A 17277-nucleotide genomic window follows, 5' to 3' on the forward strand; every position below is an offset into this window, starting at 1 on the left:
CCCCCGGTCACCGCTCCGCGGAGAGCTCCTGGGCCAGGATCGCGGCCTGGACGCGACTGCGGAGACCCAGCTTGTTCAGCAACCGGCTGACATGGGTCTTCGTCGTCGCCTCCGCCATGTCCAGCTCGGCGGAGATCTCCGCGTTCGACAGGCCCCGCCCGATGCAGGCCAGCACCTCGCGCTCGCGCGGGGTGAGAACGCCGACCTCGTACGACCTGCGCTCGGGGACCGACGCGCCGAAGGCGGATATCAGCCGCCGGGTGACCGCGGGCGCGATGAGTCCCTCGCCTCTGGCCACCACCCGCACCGCGTCCACCAGGGCGTCGGCGTCGGTGTTCTTCAGCAGGAACCCGGCGGCTCCGGCCCGCAGCGCCCCGAAGACGTACTCGTCGATGTCGAACGTGGTCAGGATCAGCACGTCGGCGATCCCGCTCAGCTCGCGCGTCGCGGAGATCCCGTCGAGCTTCGGCATCCGGATGTCCATCAACACCACGTCGGGACGGAGGTCGAGGGCCATCGCGACGGCCTGTTCCCCGTTGGCGGCCTGGCCGGCGACCTCGATGTCCTCGTGGCCGTCGAGAATGAGGACGATCCCGGCACGGACCGCCGCGTGGTCGTCGGCGACGAGAACTCGGATGGTCATGCGATCTCCCGGGTGGGCAGTTCGGCACGGACGCGCCAGCCGTCGTCGTGCGGGCCGGCCTCGAAGACCCCGCCGACGAGGGCCGTACGCTCCCGCATGCCGATGATCCCCGCACCCGCGCCGGGAAGCCCCCGCTCCGCGCCGTCGATCGGGTTGTCCACGGTCAGCGTGACCAGCCCCGCCCGGTAGCCGATCACCACGTCGGCGGCCTTGCCGCCGTGCTTGAGCGCGTTGGTCAGCGATTCCTGGACGATCCGGTAGGCGGCCAGGTCGACCGAGGCGGGTAGCTCCCTGGCGTCGCCGTCCACGCGCATCCGGACGTCGAGTCCCGCCTCCCGCGCCCGCTCGGCCAGCTCTCCGGCCTCGGCCACCCGCCGCCTGGTCGCCTCCGGCTCCTCGCCGTCCTGCCGGAGCAGCCCGATCATGGCACGCATCTCCCCCATGCCCTGGACGCTGTTCTCCCTGATGGACGCGAGCACCTCCCGTACGGCCCGCGCGTCCAGGTCCCGGCGGGAGAGGACGGCGGTGGACTGGATGGCGATCGCGCTGAAGTGGTTGGCGATCATGTCGTGCAGCTCTCGCGCCATCCGGGTCCGCTCGGCCTGCACCGCCGCCGCCCGGTCGAGCTCCGCCAGCCGCGCCACCTGCTCGGCCCGCGCGCGCTCGGACAACGCCTGGTCCTGCAACTGCCTCGTGAGCATGGCGGTGAAGACGGGGGTCACCCCGACCAGGCCCCCCTGGACGAGGAAGATGGCGGCGGCCGACCAGTGCTTGAAGAGAGCCCCCGCGATCACGCCCGCCACGACGGCGATCACCGAGGTGATGCCGAGCATCCACCTGCCCAGCGCCCGCGGACCGTACCTGACCCCCGCGTAGAGGTTGTCCGTGACGATCATGACCGTACCCAGGGACGGCCCCATGGCGAAGTCACCGAGGAAGGCCACGACCCCCAGGCCCAGCGAGAGCAGCGGCCTGCTCCGCCGTACCGCGACCCCCGCGCACGCGATCGCCAGCGGCCCGACGAACAGCGGGGCAGAGGCCCACCGGTGCTGGTAGGCACCCGCGGCGAGCAGGAGAAGACCACTGACGAGGCACGCCACGGCCCACAGCGCGTCGTCTCGTCTCATGCCTCCCATCTCATCACCCCGACGCGGTCCGCGCGTCCGGCGCAGGACGGGTCACCCGTACACACAAGGATGTATCCGGATCATCGGCACCTCGTCAGCGCCGACGACGCCCCGGGCACCGCGGGATCTCCTGAGAAGAGCCGTTGGCACCGGGACCGGGATCACCAGCGATCCCAGTGTGTGACCTCCTCCATCGGCACCCGGCGCGCGGGCTTGAAGTCGGTCCCGATCGTGTAGGCCAGCGGGACGAACGCCACCTGCATCACCTTCTCGTACGGTATGCCGAGCACCCCGGCCGCCTCCCGCTCCAGGCGGAGCGGCCCCAGCCAGGCCGTGCCCAGCGACCTGGCCCGCGCGGCCAGCATGAAGCTCCAGACGGCCGGCATGATCGAGCCGAAGGTGTTGGCCTGCTCGTGCACGCTCGCCCCCTCGGTCCGCCCCGTGATGCACGGGATGAGGAACGCCGGAACCTCGTGGATGTGCCGGTACAGGTGCTCCGCCCCCTCCCACACGCGCTCCATCGAGCCGGGGAACGCGTACGCCCGCCGCGCGTCCTCCTCCGGCATCGGGGTCCCGGGACGGTTCATCCCCTCCCGCCACAGCTCCGCGATCCGCTCCCGCTGCTCCCGCCCGGTGACCACGACGAAGTGCCAGCGCTGGCGGTTGCGCCCGGTCGGAGCCTGTACGGCGAGCTTGAGACACTCCTCGACGAGCTCGCGAGGGACGGGCCGGGTGAGATCCAGCCGCCTGCGCACGGCCCTCGTCGTGGAGAGCACGTCATCGGGGGTCATCCGGCCTCCCCAAAGATTTCGACATGCATCGAATTGTGTGATGGACTTCGATGATTGCCAAAGTCTCGAATTCCTCGACTAGGATCGGCCCATGCGAGCCCTCCACCACCCGGACGTGGTCTCCGTCACACTTCCCGGCATGCTCAACGCCCTCGCCGACGAGGTCCGCCTCTCGGTCGTCCGCCAGCTCGCCGAGGCCGGAGGGGTGGTCTGCGGCCAGTTCGACGTCCCCGTGAGCATGTCGACCCTCTCCCACCACCTGAAAGTCCTCCGCGAGGCCGGTCTCCTCCGCGTCACCCCGGAAGGCAGCTTCCGCCGCCACGAACTCCGCCTCGCCGAGATGGAGACCCGTTTCCCCGGCGTTCTCACCTCGATCCTCCAGGCCGCCTGACCCCGCCCAGCGCTTCGAACCCCTGCCGGATCCCCGCCGCGCCGAAGAACCCGGCGCTGGCCAGCGGATCCAGGGGCGATCGTTTAACCGGTTCGAGGCATCGCCCAAAACCCGCTATGCTTGCTTACGCAGCGAGCGGCCGTAGCTCAATGGATAGAGCATCTGACTACGGATCAGAAGGTTGGGGTTTCGAGTACCTCCGGCCGCACAGCAGGTCAAAGGCCCTCCGGGATGATCCCGGAGGGCCTTTTTCGTGCCCGTACAGCAGCGAAATACAGCAACGTCGTCTGATGCGACCGCTCTCCGAATGACAGGCTCGGACTGTCCGGACAGGCGCCGAAGCCGTCCTCCGGGTGTCCGGTGTTGACGACGTGCGAGCCGTGACCGCCAGGCGTCAGCAGCTCGACGGGATCATGCCATGCAGCCGAGCCCGCCGCAGCCATCGTCGACGAAATCGGTGTCTGACCACCCAACTGCGGATTTACAAACATGTCGGGCATCTCCCGTAGCGTTGATCGTGAGGGCCGGATCCGGGCCTCCGGCCGTCTGTGGCCGTCCCCACCTTGGAGGCCCGTTTGACTTACAAGTTCTCCGACAGCCCTGCAACGTTGAAGCGCGCGGAAGTTCTCGCCGTCAAACTGATGCAAGAGGCGGACCGCCTCATCGAGGCGGGCAGCACAGATGTTCATTGGGAGCACAAAAAGACATTCCCCATCATGTTCGGGTGGTGGAGACTGATCAACCGCAGCACTGCCGCCTTCTGGGACTTGACCGGGCGTGGCTACACGATCGAGGCCGCGCCCATCATGCGGAACATCGTTGACCACACGTTGGCCATGATCTGGTTGGCTGACGTGGGCGATGACGGACTGCCGGCGCTGGAGCTGTCCGCTCACTACTCCCAGGACAAGCTTGCCAAGCTTGCCAAGGATCTAGGGTGGTCGATCCCAGCGGGAGCCGATCAGATGCCTCCGCCAGTGCCCAACACCGACCCTGACTACAAGAAGTACACGGCTCTGTCCGGAGAGTTCGCCAACTTCTTCAACCGGGTCAACGCGTTCGCCATGCGCGACATGTATGTGGTGTACCAGTACCTGTCGCGATACTCCCACGCGAGTCTCCATACCGCAGCGCGGTACGCCCAGTTGCAGGAAAACGGGCTGTTTCGTCTGAGCAGTGCGGCGCCTTCCCAGGGGCGTGCAGATGCGATTTGGGCGACCGTCTCGCTAATCCAAGCAGGGCACGCGATCAGCCCCACCATGGTCGGCGATCCGCTCCGGAAGCTGTTGGAGAAGGCCGCCAACGACTTGGGCTTGACCTCACCTGAGGCGGTTTACCCTGTGCGACCTACGTCGCCATAAGCGGATCTGGTGACGCCAACTGCAGGACCGTGATCTACAGTCTTCGAACTAGTGTCCTGCGTCAGAAATTCGTCGGCAATATCGGGCGAGTGATTCGAGGATCTCTTCGGCGGTCTTCTTCCACACGAATGGCCGGGGGTTGTCGTTCCACTGGCTGATCCAGTCGCGGATGTCCTTTTCCAGGGCTTGGACGCTTTTGTGGACTCCGCGCCTGATCAGCTGGTCGGTCAGGAAGCCGAACCAGCGCTCGACCTGGTTGATCCATGAGGAGCCGGTCGGGGTGAGGTGCATGTGGAAGCGGGGATGGCGGGCCAGCCACGCCTTGATCGCCGGGGTTTTGTGGGTGCCGTAGTTATCGCAGATCAGGTGGATGTCCAGCTCCACCGGGACGGTCTTGTCGATGGTGATCAGGAACTTCTTGAACTCGGCGGCGCGGTGCTGGCGGTGCAGTTCGCCGATGACGGTCCCATCAGCGATGTTGAACGCGGCGAACAGGCTGGTGATGCCGTTGCGTACGTAGTCGTGGGTGCGGCGCTCGGGCATGCCCGGCATCATCGGCAGCACCGGTTGCGAGCGGTCCAGGGCTTGGATCTGGGACTTCTCATCCACGCACAACACCACCGCCCGCTCGGGCGGGTTGTGATAGAGCCCGACGACATCGACGACCTTCTCCATGAACAGCGGGTCGGTCGACAGCTTGAAGGTGTCGGCCAGGTGCGGCTTGAGTCCGAAATCGCGCCAGATCCGCCCGATGGTCGACTTCGACAACCCGCTGCGCTGGGCCATCGAAGCCCGTGACCAGTGCGTGGCGCCCTTGGGCGTCTGCTCCAGCGTGGCCACCACGACCTGTTCGACCCGATCCAGCGAAACCGACGACGGCCGGCCGGGCCGCTGCTCGTCGACCAGCCCCTCCAGACGCAGCCGTAAGAACCGTGACCGCCACTTGGAGACCGTGTCGGGGTGCACCCGCAACCGCTCGGCGATCTGCTGGTTGTCCTCACCGTCGGCACACCCCAACACGATCTTCGACCGCATCGCCAGGACCTGCGCCGACGTCGTCCGCCGCGCCCATCGTTGCAGCGTCGCACGTTCCTCGGCGCTCAGTGTCAGCTCTGCCTTCGGCCGCCCGCTTCGGGGCCGGTCGGACAATGCGTCCATGCCCTCGCGGGCAAAGGTGGCCCGCCACCGGCGGACGGTGGCCACGGCCACGCCCAGGCTCCGGGCCACCTGCGCATTACTGGCGCCAGGTTCCGCGCAGGCCAAAACGATCCTCGCCCGACCGGCCGCCGCACCGGCCTGCGCCGTCAGCCCCTGAAGCCGCGCACGCTCGATCTCGGTCAATACAATCTGCACCGCCGACGGCCCTGGATGTCCCATACACATCAGGATACTGATTTACCCACCGCATTTCAGACGCAGTCCCGCACCCATGAGTTCCTCACCTGGCTGACACGTCCGGGCCGGTGGCTGAGGTACTCCATCGGCTTCACCATCACCGACGACCTCGAAGAGGCGATCTTGCGCTTGCCCGCCGGCGCGTGGACAGCCGCCTACGACGCCGAGGGGCAGGTAAGACCAGGCGCCTGGGTCGCCGAGATCACCGGCCTGGCGAACCTGACCTCCTGGCCCAAGGGCATGCGCGTCATCGCCCGCAAAGAGCGCCCGCACCCCGGTGCACGGCCGCGCTTCACCGACCCCGGCGGGCACCGCTTCACCTGTTTCGTCACCAACACCAAGCACGGTCAGCTCGCCGACCTGGAACTACGCCATCGCCGCCGCGCCCGCGCCGAGGATCGCATCCGCTGCGCCAAGGACACCGGCCTGCGCAACCTGCCACTCCATGACTTCACCCAGAACCAGATCTGGTGCGAGATCGTCGCGCTGGCCTGCGACCTCACCGCGTGGATGCAGATGCTCGCCCTGAACGGCCCCGCCCGCCGCTGGGAGCCCAAACGCCTGCGGCTGCGCCTGTTCGCCGTCGCCGGGCGCCTGGTCCGCGGCGGCCGACGCCTGCGGCTGCGCATCGCCGCCCGATGGCCCTGGGCACCGCAGATCATCACCGCCCACACCCGCCTGCAAGCCCTACCGGCGCCACCCTGACCAGCACCCAGCCGCCCCACCGACCAGGAAAGGACACCCACGGGCCCGTGGAACCCCGCCCACCCGGTGCGACAGCCGGGCCACCACGCTGACCAGGAACCGAAATCAATTCTCAGCCGGATGCCTCAGCCGACCACACGAAGATCGTGTAGGGTCGAGGACTGGCGCGGTAGCGTCTCCTGGCGGTAGGGCCTGAGGCCTTCATGTTCCGCCGGTTTCCCGGTCGGTTGTGCCACCCCAGTGACCGTGGCCAGGTTCATTGCCCCGTTTCCAGTCCCCGCCCGTCAAACCGTGCATGCGGTTCTCCCGCACACGGCTTACCGACGTCGTTCACCGCCGGCATTCGGTCTTCCCCGCCAGTCCCGAAAGGGCCTGGGCGCGACGACCATTCCAGACAGCGTGACCAGCCCGAGTTGGTTCGGGGACTGGAAGGCGACCACCGACCAGCCGAACTCCCGCGAACGCCGATGACGTTTGGCGATCACCAGCGCCAGCCGCATCCGCGCATAGCTCCCGATCTCGTTGAAGTACCTCGCGGAGTTCCCGAACCGGAAGTAGGCGGCCCAGCCGCTCAAGAACCGGTTCAGATCCGCCACAATCACCTCGACCGGCAACAACAACCGCGACCGCAGGGTGAGTTCCCTGACCCGGTCACGCGCGCGTTGCATGGCCCTGCCCGCGGGCCAGCGGGCCAGGAACGTCACGGGCCGTTTCCCGTTCAACCCAGGAGAACGCACCAGCCGGTGATGAAAACCCAGGAAATCCAGGCCCTCACCGCCGACCTGCAGGTTCACGATCCGAGTCTTGGCCGTCTTGGGCTCCAGCCCGAGCTCGGCCAGCAGACTGACCAGGCGCGCAAGCGCCCGCTCAGCCTGGCTACGGGACCAGCACATGACGGTCGCGTCGTCGGCATAACGGACCAGAACCCCGTCTGCCTCGTCCCATGCCCGATCGAGTCGGTGCAAGTAGACGTTGCACAGGACGGGTGAAACAACGCCGCCCTGTGGAGCTCCGGTGACCGCCTGCCGGACCTGCCCGTCCTCCATCACCCCGGCGCGCAAAATCGCACGCAGCAGCTTCAAGACGCTCCGGTCGCAGACGCGTTCCTCGACCGCTCGCATCAACTCAACATGCGGAATCGCCGAGAAGCAGTTGGCGATGTCCGTCTCGACCACCCAGCGGCGGCCCCGATAGCACTCATCAACGAGCACCTGCAGGGCATCGTGCGCAGACCGCCGCGGGCGGAACCCGAACGAACAGTCCAGCATGTCGGCCTCGAAGACCGGCTCGAGCACGATCTTCAAAGCGGCCTGCACGATCCGGTCACGAACCGAAGGAATAGACAGCGGACGATACTCATCCCTCAACCCGGGCTTGGGGATCAGCACCCTTCGCGCGGGCAACGGCCGATAGCGCCCCTCCTTCAGCTCAGCGGCCAACTCGTCAAGGAGACGGACGACGCCATACTCCTCGACCTGCGCCAGCGTGATCTTGTCGATGCCCGGTGCGCCATTGTTCGCGCGCACCGCGGCCCACCCGCGCCAAAGGACGTCTCTGCGATAGACCTTGTCCACCAGCGCATGGAATCTTCGTCCGGGGTCGGCCTTGGCCGCCCGGTAGAGCGCATGCTGCAAGGCACGGACCGGATCACGTGGAACACGCGACCCCAAAGCGGCGGGACTAGCCGAACCGGCACTCACCGGGCCACCTCCATACAGACGCTGCGCATCGACGAAGCAGCGGCCCTTCCCTCACCGCCGGTTATGTTGTCCGGTCGGCTCAAGCAGTACTACGGCCGCCTCCGACGCCCACCCGGCACGCCACCCACTTCCCGAGATCATCGGTTATAAGGCACGTCGCTCCGGTGACACCTTCCGCAGGTCACCGGGCCGGGGAGGGCCTCCCCAGTTCCCGCCGCCACCATCGATGCGTTCCGCGCCCCATACGCCGGGGAGTTCTTCGCGGCTGCGCTTCCAGGCTCTACACCGCTTCCATGGCCTTCACCCTGGATTCGGGGGCTCGGCTCTCCCTGTTCCCGGCCTTGCAGCCGGGACCTCTAACGACGCCGCAGGCTTCGCTTCATGCTACGGACCGCATCGTCGCTCCCCCTTACAGGGCCTTTGACGCTGGGCTTCGACCCCGCCCGTTTCCAGACGAAGCCGCCAGCCTGCTACCGGGCCTCCTGGCAGCTACCCGGACCGGACTTCCACCGGCAGGCGACGACGAGCTTACGAACAGAAAGATCAGCTACTCACGCAGCTTCACCTCCCCGTTCTGCTGGGCGCACGAAAGATCGAGGCTAGCCTGCGGCTTTCACGGTGAATATCGCCACCCTTGATCGTTTACATGAGAAAAGTGCCTTTGACCTGGAATGATCGGACTTGTCTAAGGTCCCGTCCACACCAGCTCAAGAGGCACTTTTCACGTGAAGACTATCGCTTCGCGACCCAAGATCGTCATGTCCGCCGACACCTCCGGGCTCATCTCCCAATCAGGCGCGCTGCTGTTGCTGGAAACGCTGCACGTCACTGGCCTGAACCACGCCCTCTCAGAGCACCTGCAACGATGGCGACCGGCCCGCGCGATCCATGACCCCGGAAAGATCGTCGCTGATCTCGCCGTCAGCCTCGCCCTGGGAGGCGACTGCCTGGCCGACATCGCCACCCTGCGCTCTCAGCCAGAACTGTTCGGCACCATCGCCTCCGACCCGACCGTCTCCCGGCTGATCGACCGGCTCGCCGCCGACACCACCAAAGCCCTGAAAGCGATTCGACGCGCCCGCGCCATCGCCCGTGAACACGCATGGACCCTCGCCGGGCCGGCCGCGCCCGGAACCGACGGCCACCTGATCCCCATCGACCTGGACGCCACCATCGTCATCGCCCACTCCGACAAGGAAAACGCCACCCCGACCTGGAAGAAAACCTTCGGGTTCCACCCCATGACCGCCTTCGCCGACCACGGCACCAACGGAACCGGTGAGCCACTGGCCCTGATCTTGCGGCCGGGCAACGCCGGCTCCAACACCGCCGCCGACCACATCACCGCCACCGTCTTGGCCCTGGCCCAACTGCCGCGAGCCCGACGCCGCCAGGTCCTGATCCGCACCGACTCGGGCGGCGGCACCCATGAGTTCCTCACCTGGCTGACCCGCCCGGGCCGACGGCTGAAGTACTCCATCGGCTTCACCATCACCGACGACATCGGTGAGGCGATCCTGCGTCTGCCGGCCACAGCCTGGACCCCGGCCTACGACGCCGACGGCCACATGCGGCCAGGTGCGTGGGTCGCCGAGATCACCGGCATGCTGAACCTGGCCTCCTGGCCCAGCGGAATGCGCGTCATCGTCCGTAAAGAACGCCCGCATCCGGGCGCGCGCCCGCGCTTCACCGACCCAGACGGGCACCGCTTCACCTGCTTCGTCACCAACACCCGTGGCGGGCAACTTCCCGAGCTGGAACTACGGCATCGCCGCCGCGCCCGAGCCGAGGACCGCATCCGCACCGCCAAGGACACCGGCCTGCGCAACCTGCCGCTGCACGACTTCACCCAGAACCAGATCTGGTGTGAGATCGTCGCCCTGGCCTGCGAACTCATCTCCTGGATGCAGATGCTCGCCCTGAACGGCCCCGCCCGCCGCTGGGAACCCAAACGCCTGAGACTGCGCTTGTTCTCCGTCGCCGGGCGCCTGGTCCGCGGCGGCCGCCGGCTCCGGCTCCGCATCGCCGCCCGCTGGCCCTGGGCACCACAGATCATCACCGCCGTCACCCGCCTGCAAGCCTTACCCGCACCATCCTGACCAGCACCAATCCGCCCAACCACCCCAGAAAGGACACCCACGGGCCCGTGGAACCCCGCCCACCCGGCGCGACAGCCGGGCCACCACGCTGACCAGGAACCGAAATCAATTCTCAGCCGGATGCCTCAGCCAACCACACGAAGATCGTGAAAGATCGAGGCTAGCGGATACCGCAACGGACGACGGGGCCGAGTGAAGATTGAATCCGTGGGGAGCACGGGCCTTCGAAAATTCGAGTTGGCCCGTATTTCGGGGGGCAATGGGAAGCATGAAGATCCAAAGTTACGTATTATTTGAGTCAAATTTGAGGTCACTATGTAGCAGTGGATAAGGCGACATGGACATACGGTTGGCTGACCTGGCGCGCTCTTCTGCGAACTTTGGGCGATTGTACGGCTATAATCCGCTGCTCGCGCTGTATGGAGCCCAGGCCGAAGCGGTCGTGTTCACCGACTCGAACGCCGCGTTGGTCCATACTCGGCAGTTTGGGGAAGTGCTGGCCGAGGAGCTGATCACCCGTTCAGGCCTGAGGGTGGCAGGGGATCACCAGGTTCACCGGATCGCGGCGCTGGCCAACGCGGGGATGCTGCCGTCGAAAGTGCGCAATGCGTTCGACACGCTACGACACACGGGCAATCAGGCGACGCACCGGCACATGTTCGACACCACCCGCGCCCTGGAGGGGATCCGGGTTGCCTGGGAGCTGGGCGTTTGGCTACACCGGGCGCTGTCGGGAGACCGCACGGTAGAGGGCTTTGTTCCCCCGGCCGAGCCGGTGATTGCCGATCCAGCTGAGCTAGCCGCGCTCCGCAAGGCTCTGGATGGGGACCGAGCGGCTCTGGCTGAGTCACAACTGAAGCTGAACCAGATCGCCGATCTCGCCCAGGAGCACGAGCGGGCGCGGGTGGTGGCTGAATCCCTGGTCGCGAACACCCGATCCCGGCATGAGGAACTGCGAGCGCAGAATGAGGCGCTGCTGGCGGAACTGGCACAACTTCGAGCGGCCCAGCTAGCGAACTTCAGCACACTCAAGGCTCAGCCGAGAAAGGTTTCCTCGGCTGAGCGTGCGACGATTGTGGAGCGGGCGCTCCGCCCTGCGCCGCTGAACGAGGTTCAGGCTCGGCGGGTGGTCGACCAGATGCTGAGCGAGGCCGGTTGGCTGGTCCAGGACTTCAAGGACCTCAATCCGATGGCTGGACACGGCGTCGCGGTTCGCGAGTTTCGCCTCGCCTCCGGTCCGGCGGACTATGTGCTGTACGTCGATGGAAAAATCGTCGGGGTAGTCGAGGCCAAGCGAGAGGGACAGACCTTGAGCGCGGCCCAGGCGCAGAACGCCAGGTACGCCGACGGTGCTTCGAAATCGCATTCTCTTGCGGTGTGGCGGAAGAAAGAGCCGCTCGTCTTCCGATACGCGACCACCGGCACGGAGACGGTGTTCCTCAACCGCCTGGACCCGCAGGCCCGCACCCGCGAGGTCTTCTCCTTCCACCGCCCGGAGACCCTTGCCGGGTGGATGCGGGAGGCCGATGAGCTCCCAGATGCCCCCACCTACCGAGCCAGGCTCAAGCACCTACCGGCACTGGAGACCAGTGGACTGCGTCAGGCGCAGATCGAGGCGATCACCGGTCTGGAGGCTTCACTCGCCAACGACCGTCCGCGTGGCCTGATCCAGATGGCGACCGGCGCGGGTAAGACGTTCACCGCCGTGACCGAGACCTACCGACTACTCCGGCACGGTAAGGCCCGGCGGGTGCTGTTTCTGGTGGACCGGAACAACCTCGGTCGCCAGGCTTTAGGCGAGTTCCGTAACTACATCACTCCGGATGACGGCCGGAAGTTCAGCGAGCTGTACAACGTCGAGCGCCTGGCTGGAGACCACGTCCAGGATTCCTCCAGCGTGCTGATCTGCACGATCCAGAAGATGTATGCGCTGTTGTGCGGCGAGATCGTGGTCAACGACGACGACGCCGACGACGCCGACGACAAGAGCGCCGAGGAGAGCGACGCTCTGTACGGGGTGGATGCTCCGGTCAGTGTCGAATACAACCCGCAGGTCCCGCCCGAATCCTTCGATCTGATCGTAGTCGACGAGTGCCACCGTTCGATCTACGGGCTCTGGCGCAGGGTGCTCGACTACTTCGACGCGCACATCGTCGGACTGACCGCGACCCCGACCAAGCAGACCCTGGGGTTCTTCCATCAGAACCTGGTTTCGGAGTACACCTACGAGATGGCGGTCGCCGACGGGGTGAATGTCGACTTCGATGTGGTGCGCCTGTCAACGAAGATCGGCGAACAAGGCTCGTTGATCGACGAGGGCACCACAGTTAAGGTCCGCAACCGCAAGACCCGCGCGCAGCGCCTGGAGCAGCTCGACGACGACTTCGTGTACTCCAATCGGCAACTCGGCCGTACGGTCATCGCTGAAGACCATATCCGCACCGTGCTAACGACGTACCGCGACAACTGGCAGCGATGGTTCCCTGACCGGGAAGTACTACCCAAAACACTCATCTTCGCTGCCGATGACAACCACGCCGAGGAAGTGCTCGGCCTCGCCAAGGAAGTCTTCGGTCAAGGCGACGAGTTCGCCACGAAAATTACGTACAAGGTGCGGGCTGCGGGCAAGAACCCTGACAGCCTGATCAACGATCTGCGACATGACGCCGCCCTGCGTATCGCCGTCACAGTCGATATGATCGCAACTGGGACCGACGTCCGCGCTCTAGAATGCGTCATCTTTCTGCGTGCGGTCCGCAGCGCCGTACTGTTCGAGCAGATGAAAGGCCGGGGGGCGCGGACCCTAGACGCGGAAGAGCTGCATGAGGTCACCCCCGGTGCGAGCGATCAGATCGCCAAGACCCGGTTCATCCTGCTCGATGCGGTCGGGGTCACTGACTTTCCATTGGCGGACTCTAAACCCTTGATGTCCGCCAGCGAGAAGCAGATCAGCCTGGACAAGTTGCTCCAGAAATGCGCCACCAAGGCAATTAACGTCACTGAGGCCGCCGCGCTGGCCGGCCGTCTGGCCCGGCTCAACCAGCAAATCACCCCCGAAGAGCGTGAGGAGCTCGCCACCGTCGGAGGCGGGGTCTCCATCTCGGCGCTCTCCCGCGCGATCGTCGCCGCGATCGACCCGGACGCCCAAGAGAAGGCGCGTGAAGAGGGCGGGACGGTCGCCGCTCGCAGGTTGGTGGAAGACGCGATCGCGCCGCTGACCGGGAACCCGCCCTACCGAAATCGGATCTTGGAGATTCGCCGTGACCACGACATCACCTACGACGAGACCAGCAAGGACGAGGTGGTCAACCTGGTCGAGGTTCCGCGCGAAGAGCGAGCCAGTTCCACGGTCCAGTCCTGGCGCGGTTTTCTGGAGAAGCACCGCGACGAGATCACCGCGATCCAGGTCCTGACCGAGACCAGGGGCGGTGGACACGATGCCCTGGCTAAGCTCAAAGACCTCGCCGCCCGGATCCGCCGGCCCCCGCACGCCTGGACTCCTGGCACCCTGTGGGACGCCTATGAAACCCTCAACAAGGCCGCAGCCTCACCCCAAGGGAACGCAGAACTGCCCGACCTTGTCAGCCTGATCCGCTACGAACTCGGCATGGACACTGAACTCAAGCCGTACCGCAGCGTGATCGAGGAACGCTTCGCGAGCTGGCTGGCTCGCCAGGCACAAGCCGGAGCGCACTTCACCGCTGATCAGTTGTGGTGGCTGGCACAGATCCGCGACACCGTCGCGATTGGCGTTGGCATCACCGTCGAGGACATCAAGGGCGTACCCTTTACCCAGCGTGGCGGCCAGGCCGGTCTGATCCGGGACTTTGGCGGCCGGGACCGCGCCCGTGCCCTGATCGCCGAAATGGATCGAGAACTGGCTTGAGTGAGGAACTACCAGATGGGTGGATCTGGACGACTCTCGAAAGACTCCTCGCGGCAGAACCACGGGCGATCACCGACGGTCCCTTCGGCTCGAACCTTAAGTCGTCGCACTACACCGATACAGGTGCTCAAGTATTGCGCCTGCAAAACGTAGGTGACGGCGCCTTCCGTGATGAGCGGGCCTATATTAGCCTCGATCATTATGAGGGTTTAAAGGCACATAACGTACAGGCAGGTGATCTCATCTTGGCTTCTCTCGGTGAGGAACTGCCGAGAGTCGCCTTGGTGCCCGATCTCGATGTCCCTGCCATCGTCAAAGCCGACGTGATCCGTGCTCGATTGCACCCCGAAGTAAATAGCAAGTGGGTGCTCTACGCGCTACAAGCGCCAGCGACACGCGCTGTCGCCATGAGCAAGATTAAGGGAGTTGGGCGACCGCGCCTCGGCCTCGGTGAAATCCGCAAACTCCCGATTCCCCTCCCGCCTTTGGCCGAGCAACTCCGTATCGTCGAAGTACTCGAAGACCGCCTGTCTCGACTTGATGCGGCGAATCATTATGTTGTTCGTATTCGTCAATCGACAGCCTCGTTTGATAACGCACGACGTCGCGAGCTTCTCGGCCCCTGGCTCTCATCGGCCCGTAAGTTGGAGACGCTCCTGGCTTCGCCGCTTATCAACGGTCGATCAGTGCCGACAGATGACGACGGCTTCCCGGTCCTCCGTCTCACTGCGATAAAGAACAGGGTCCTAGACCTTTCGGCGCGTAAGGGTGGGGCTTGGCTGAAAGAAGATGCTACGCCGTTCCTAGTTGAACGCGGCGACTTCATGGTCAGTAGGGGGAACGGCTCCCTTCGACTCGTCGGGCGCGGGGCTCTTGCGGTTGATGATCCCGACCCGGTTGCTTTCCCAGATACTATGATCCGCGTGCGGCCAAATCCGCATGTCATCGACCCGGAGTTTCTAGCTTTTGTGTGGGACTCCCGAACTGTGCGTCGCCAGATCGAGGCTACGGCGCGGACGACCGCAGGAATCTACAAGGTCAATCAGAGCATCCTTGCAGCGCTTAACATCCCGGTACCTCCGCTCGATGTGCAGGCTCGCATTGTCGAAGCCGCCCTGGATCACTTCGCGGGAATAAAGCGTTTGATGGGGGTAACGGGCATGGCGCAGGAACGGTCTAAATACCTCCGGCGTTCCCTACTGGCAGAGGCATTCGCGGGAAAGTTGGTCCCGCAGGATCCGGCAGACGAACCAGCGGTAGAACTCCTCAAGCGGATCGAGGCCGAGCGTGACAGTCAGCCGAAGACGACCCGCGCCCGGAAGTCCGCTACCTCCAAGAAGATAATCACACCGCCGAAGACCACGATCGTGCCCGCTGGCATCCAGGAAGAGCTTGCGCTGTGACTATTGAAACACCCGCTGGCGCGACCGCTGCTGTAGCACAGGCTAAGACGAATTCGCTCGTCACGAAACTGTGGAACTACTGCACAGTGCTGCGTGACGACGGCCTCTCGACGATCGATTACGTGGAGCAGCTCTCGTATCTGCTTTTCCTGAAGATTGCCGACGAGCAATATCAGAACGACCTGGCTGATGTCCCCAAGCGGCTCGTGGCGGAGCACCTGGACTGGTCCTCCTTGGTTGCGAAGAAAGGCGAGGAGCTTGAGCGGCACTACCGGCACGTTCTGATCGAGTTGGCGAAGAACCCGCACACGAACCTCGGCACGATCTTCGCCAAAGCTCAAAATAGGATCACAGATCCCGCGAAGCTTCAGAAACTTGCCGTCGATCTGATCGGCAAGCAGGATTGGGCCGCTGCCGGGGTCGACATCAAGGGTGACGCCTACGAGGGCCTGCTGGCGAAGGGGGCCGAGGACATTAAGACCGGCGCGGGCCAGTACTTCACCCCGCGCCCGCTGATCGATGCGATCGTCGAGGTCACCCGGCCCACTCCGGATGACACAATCTTGGACCCGGCCTGCGGCACTGGCGGATTCCTGATCGCCGCGCATGCGCACATCGCACGCGAGTACCAGGGGCGGATGACCAAGGCACAGCAGGATCACCTCTCCTCCGGCGCGATCCGAGGTGTCGAGCTGGTTCCGGGAACCGCGCGTCTGGCCGCGATGAACATGATCCTGCATGGGGTCGGCACGAGCGACGGCCCATCACTGATCGATGTGCGCGACGCGCTGGCCAAGCAGCCTGGTGGCGATGAGCGGGTCTCCCTGGTACTGGCCAATCCGCCGTTCGGCAAGAAGTCCTCAATTACTGTGTACGGCTCAGACGGGCGGTTGGACAAGGAGGACATCTCCTACGACCGTACTGACTTCCGCTCCACCACAACGAATAAGCAGCTCAATTTCCTGCAACACATCATGTCAGTGCTGAAGATCGGTGGTCGGGCCGCGGTTGTCCTGCCGGACAACGTGCTGTTCGATGGCGGAGCGGGGGAGGCGATCCGGCGGCGGCTGCTCAAGGAGTTCGACGTTCACACGCTGTTACGTCTACCGAAAGGGATCTTCTACGCCGGAGGCGTGAGGGCGAACGTGCTCTTTTTCGACAAGAAGAGCCCTCGAACCGACAACCAGCCGTGGACCTCAAAACTATGGGTCTACGATTTTCGGGTCGGCGAACACTTCACCCTCAAGACCCGGCCGATGCGCCGCGCGCACCTGGATGACTTCGTCGCCGCCTACCTGCCGGGCAAGCCACGCAGTGAGCGGGTTGAGTCCGAACGGTTCAAGGTGTTCGAAGTCGAGAAGTTGCTCAAGCGCGACAAGATGAACCTGGACATCACTTGGCTCAAAGATCCTGCGCTGGACGACGCGGACAGCCTGCTCCCTTCAGCCGTGATCGCCCGCGAGATCGTCGATGACTTGCAGGCCGCGCTCAACGAGTTCGCCGCCATCGCCGAGGCCCTAGGCGAACCGGTAGCAGATGAGATAGAGGCAGATGCCGGGTCGCCTCTTTAAGCGAATTGGGCTTCTATTCTGTTGATGAACGCTCTTGTGACCAACGGTATCTAATCCGGGCTGTTTCATGACTGGCAGGTGGGTTCAAGTACGGGGTTAGCCTCCTGAATCTGTAGGTGAGTTCGGTGATCGCCGTACGGGTTGGGGTGATCGGCTGCCGCGCCGCTTCCGGTGCTCGGGCCTGGCGGCCCTGCGCTCCGGGTCG

The 17277-nt window shown here is 65.1% G+C and carries 12 protein-coding genes, 1 tRNA gene and 1 pseudogene; 8 read left to right on the forward strand and 6 right to left on the reverse strand.

The features are described 5' to 3' along the window. Positions 1-7: 7 nt before the first annotated feature. The 3 genes from OG587_RS08690 to OG587_RS08700 form a co-directional block, all read right to left on the reverse strand. Positions 8-643 carry a response regulator transcription factor gene (locus OG587_RS08690; protein ID WP_329088528.1) on the reverse strand — a complete coding sequence of 212 codons (636 nt, stop codon included), beginning with the start codon at positions 641-643 and terminating at the stop codon, positions 8-10. Next, positions 640-1770 carry a histidine kinase gene (locus OG587_RS08695; RefSeq protein WP_329088529.1) on the reverse strand — a complete coding sequence of 377 codons (1131 nt, stop codon included), beginning with the start codon at positions 1768-1770 and terminating at the stop codon, positions 640-642. Before OG587_RS08695 ends, OG587_RS08690 begins: the two co-directional genes overlap by 4 nt. A gap of 161 nt (positions 1771-1931) precedes the next feature. Continuing rightward, on the reverse strand, positions 1932-2561 hold the full coding sequence (locus OG587_RS08700) for a nitroreductase family protein (RefSeq protein ID WP_329088530.1): 630 nt from the start codon (positions 2559-2561) through the stop codon (positions 1932-1934). A 91-nt stretch (positions 2562-2652) separates the two neighbouring features. Between OG587_RS08700 and OG587_RS08705 the strand changes: the two genes are divergently transcribed. Then, positions 2653-2952 (forward strand): ArsR/SmtB family transcription factor, encoded by a 300-nt coding sequence (locus tag OG587_RS08705; protein ID WP_329088531.1) that lies wholly within the window; start codon positions 2653-2655, stop codon positions 2950-2952. A gap of 135 nt (positions 2953-3087) precedes the next feature. Continuing rightward, positions 3088-3160 (forward strand) — tRNA-Arg (locus tag OG587_RS08710). A 7-nt stretch (positions 3161-3167) separates the two neighbouring features. Here OG587_RS08710 and OG587_RS08715 read toward each other — a convergent pair. Beyond that, the gene (locus tag OG587_RS08715; RefSeq protein ID WP_329088532.1) at positions 3168-3452 is read right to left on the reverse strand and encodes a hypothetical protein; all 285 of its coding nucleotides are present in this window, start codon (positions 3450-3452) and stop codon (positions 3168-3170) included. A gap of 75 nt (positions 3453-3527) precedes the next feature. On the opposite strand from OG587_RS08715, the gene OG587_RS08720 reads away from it, so the two are divergent. Then, positions 3528-4313: a DUF5677 domain-containing protein gene (locus OG587_RS08720; protein WP_329088534.1), complete on the forward strand. Its 786-nt coding sequence runs from the start codon at positions 3528-3530 to the stop codon at positions 4311-4313. Positions 4314-4361: 48 nt separating this feature from the next. Here the strand turns inward: OG587_RS08720 and OG587_RS08725 are convergent, their stop codons facing one another. After that, positions 4362-5690 (reverse strand): IS630 family transposase, encoded by a 1329-nt coding sequence (locus OG587_RS08725; protein ID WP_329081388.1) that lies wholly within the window; start codon positions 5688-5690, stop codon positions 4362-4364. Between the two features lie 48 nt (positions 5691-5738). Here OG587_RS08725 and OG587_RS08730 point away from each other — a divergent pair. Beyond that, positions 5739-6413: pseudogene (locus OG587_RS08730) on the forward strand (transposase); the annotation flags it as partial. Positions 6414-6730: 317 nt separating this feature from the next. Here the strand turns inward: OG587_RS08730 and ltrA are convergent. Continuing rightward, positions 6731-8047 (reverse strand): group II intron reverse transcriptase/maturase, encoded by a 1317-nt coding sequence (gene ltrA, locus OG587_RS08735; protein ID WP_329082443.1) that lies wholly within the window; start codon positions 8045-8047, stop codon positions 6731-6733. 791 nt (positions 8048-8838) lie between these two features. On the opposite strand from ltrA, the gene OG587_RS08740 reads away from it, so the two are divergent. From OG587_RS08740 to OG587_RS08755, 4 genes are all read left to right on the forward strand, one after another. Continuing rightward, on the forward strand, positions 8839-10212 hold the full coding sequence (locus tag OG587_RS08740; RefSeq protein ID WP_329088536.1) for an IS1380 family transposase: 1374 nt from the start codon (positions 8839-8841) through the stop codon (positions 10210-10212). Positions 10213-10549: 337 nt separating this feature from the next. Continuing rightward, the gene (locus tag OG587_RS08745) at positions 10550-14098 is read left to right on the forward strand and encodes a DEAD/DEAH box helicase family protein (protein ID WP_329088537.1); all 3549 of its coding nucleotides are present in this window, start codon (positions 10550-10552) and stop codon (positions 14096-14098) included. Continuing rightward, the gene (locus OG587_RS08750; protein WP_329088539.1) at positions 14095-15501 is read left to right on the forward strand and encodes a restriction endonuclease subunit S; all 1407 of its coding nucleotides are present in this window, start codon (positions 14095-14097) and stop codon (positions 15499-15501) included. Before OG587_RS08745 ends, OG587_RS08750 begins: the two co-directional genes overlap by 4 nt. Next, positions 15498-17072, forward strand: coding sequence for a class I SAM-dependent DNA methyltransferase (locus OG587_RS08755; RefSeq protein WP_329088541.1), 1575 nt, complete (start codon positions 15498-15500; stop codon positions 17070-17072). The genes OG587_RS08750 and OG587_RS08755 overlap by 4 nt, the downstream gene beginning before the upstream one ends. Positions 17073-17277 lie beyond the last annotated feature (205 nt).

Origin of the sequence: Streptosporangium sp. NBC_01469 (assembly GCF_036227305.1) — a bacterium.
In the GTDB taxonomy this organism is placed as follows: Bacteria; Actinomycetota; Actinomycetes; order Streptosporangiales; family Streptosporangiaceae; genus Streptosporangium.

What these genes read in the sequence shown, in the direction of transcription:
- OG587_RS08715 (WP_329088532.1), bottom strand. Translation starts at nt 3,452, where the DNA reads ATGCCCGACATGTTTGTAAATCCGCAGTTGGGTGGTCAGACACCGATT.
- OG587_RS08690 (WP_329088528.1), bottom strand. Translation starts at nt 643, where the DNA reads ATGACCATCCGAGTTCTCGTCGCCGACGACCACGCGGCGGTCCGTGCC.
- OG587_RS08725 (WP_329081388.1), bottom strand. Translation starts at nt 5,690, where the DNA reads ATGGGACATCCAGGGCCGTCGGCGGTGCAGATTGTATTGACCGAGATC.
- OG587_RS08705 (WP_329088531.1), top strand. Translation starts at nt 2,653, where the DNA reads ATGCGAGCCCTCCACCACCCGGACGTGGTCTCCGTCACACTTCCCGGC.
- OG587_RS08695 (WP_329088529.1), bottom strand. Translation starts at nt 1,770, where the DNA reads ATGAGACGAGACGACGCGCTGTGGGCCGTGGCGTGCCTCGTCAGTGGT.
- OG587_RS08745 (WP_329088537.1), top strand. Translation starts at nt 10,550, where the DNA reads ATGGACATACGGTTGGCTGACCTGGCGCGCTCTTCTGCGAACTTTGGG.
- OG587_RS08700 (WP_329088530.1), bottom strand. Translation starts at nt 2,561, where the DNA reads ATGACCCCCGATGACGTGCTCTCCACGACGAGGGCCGTGCGCAGGCGG.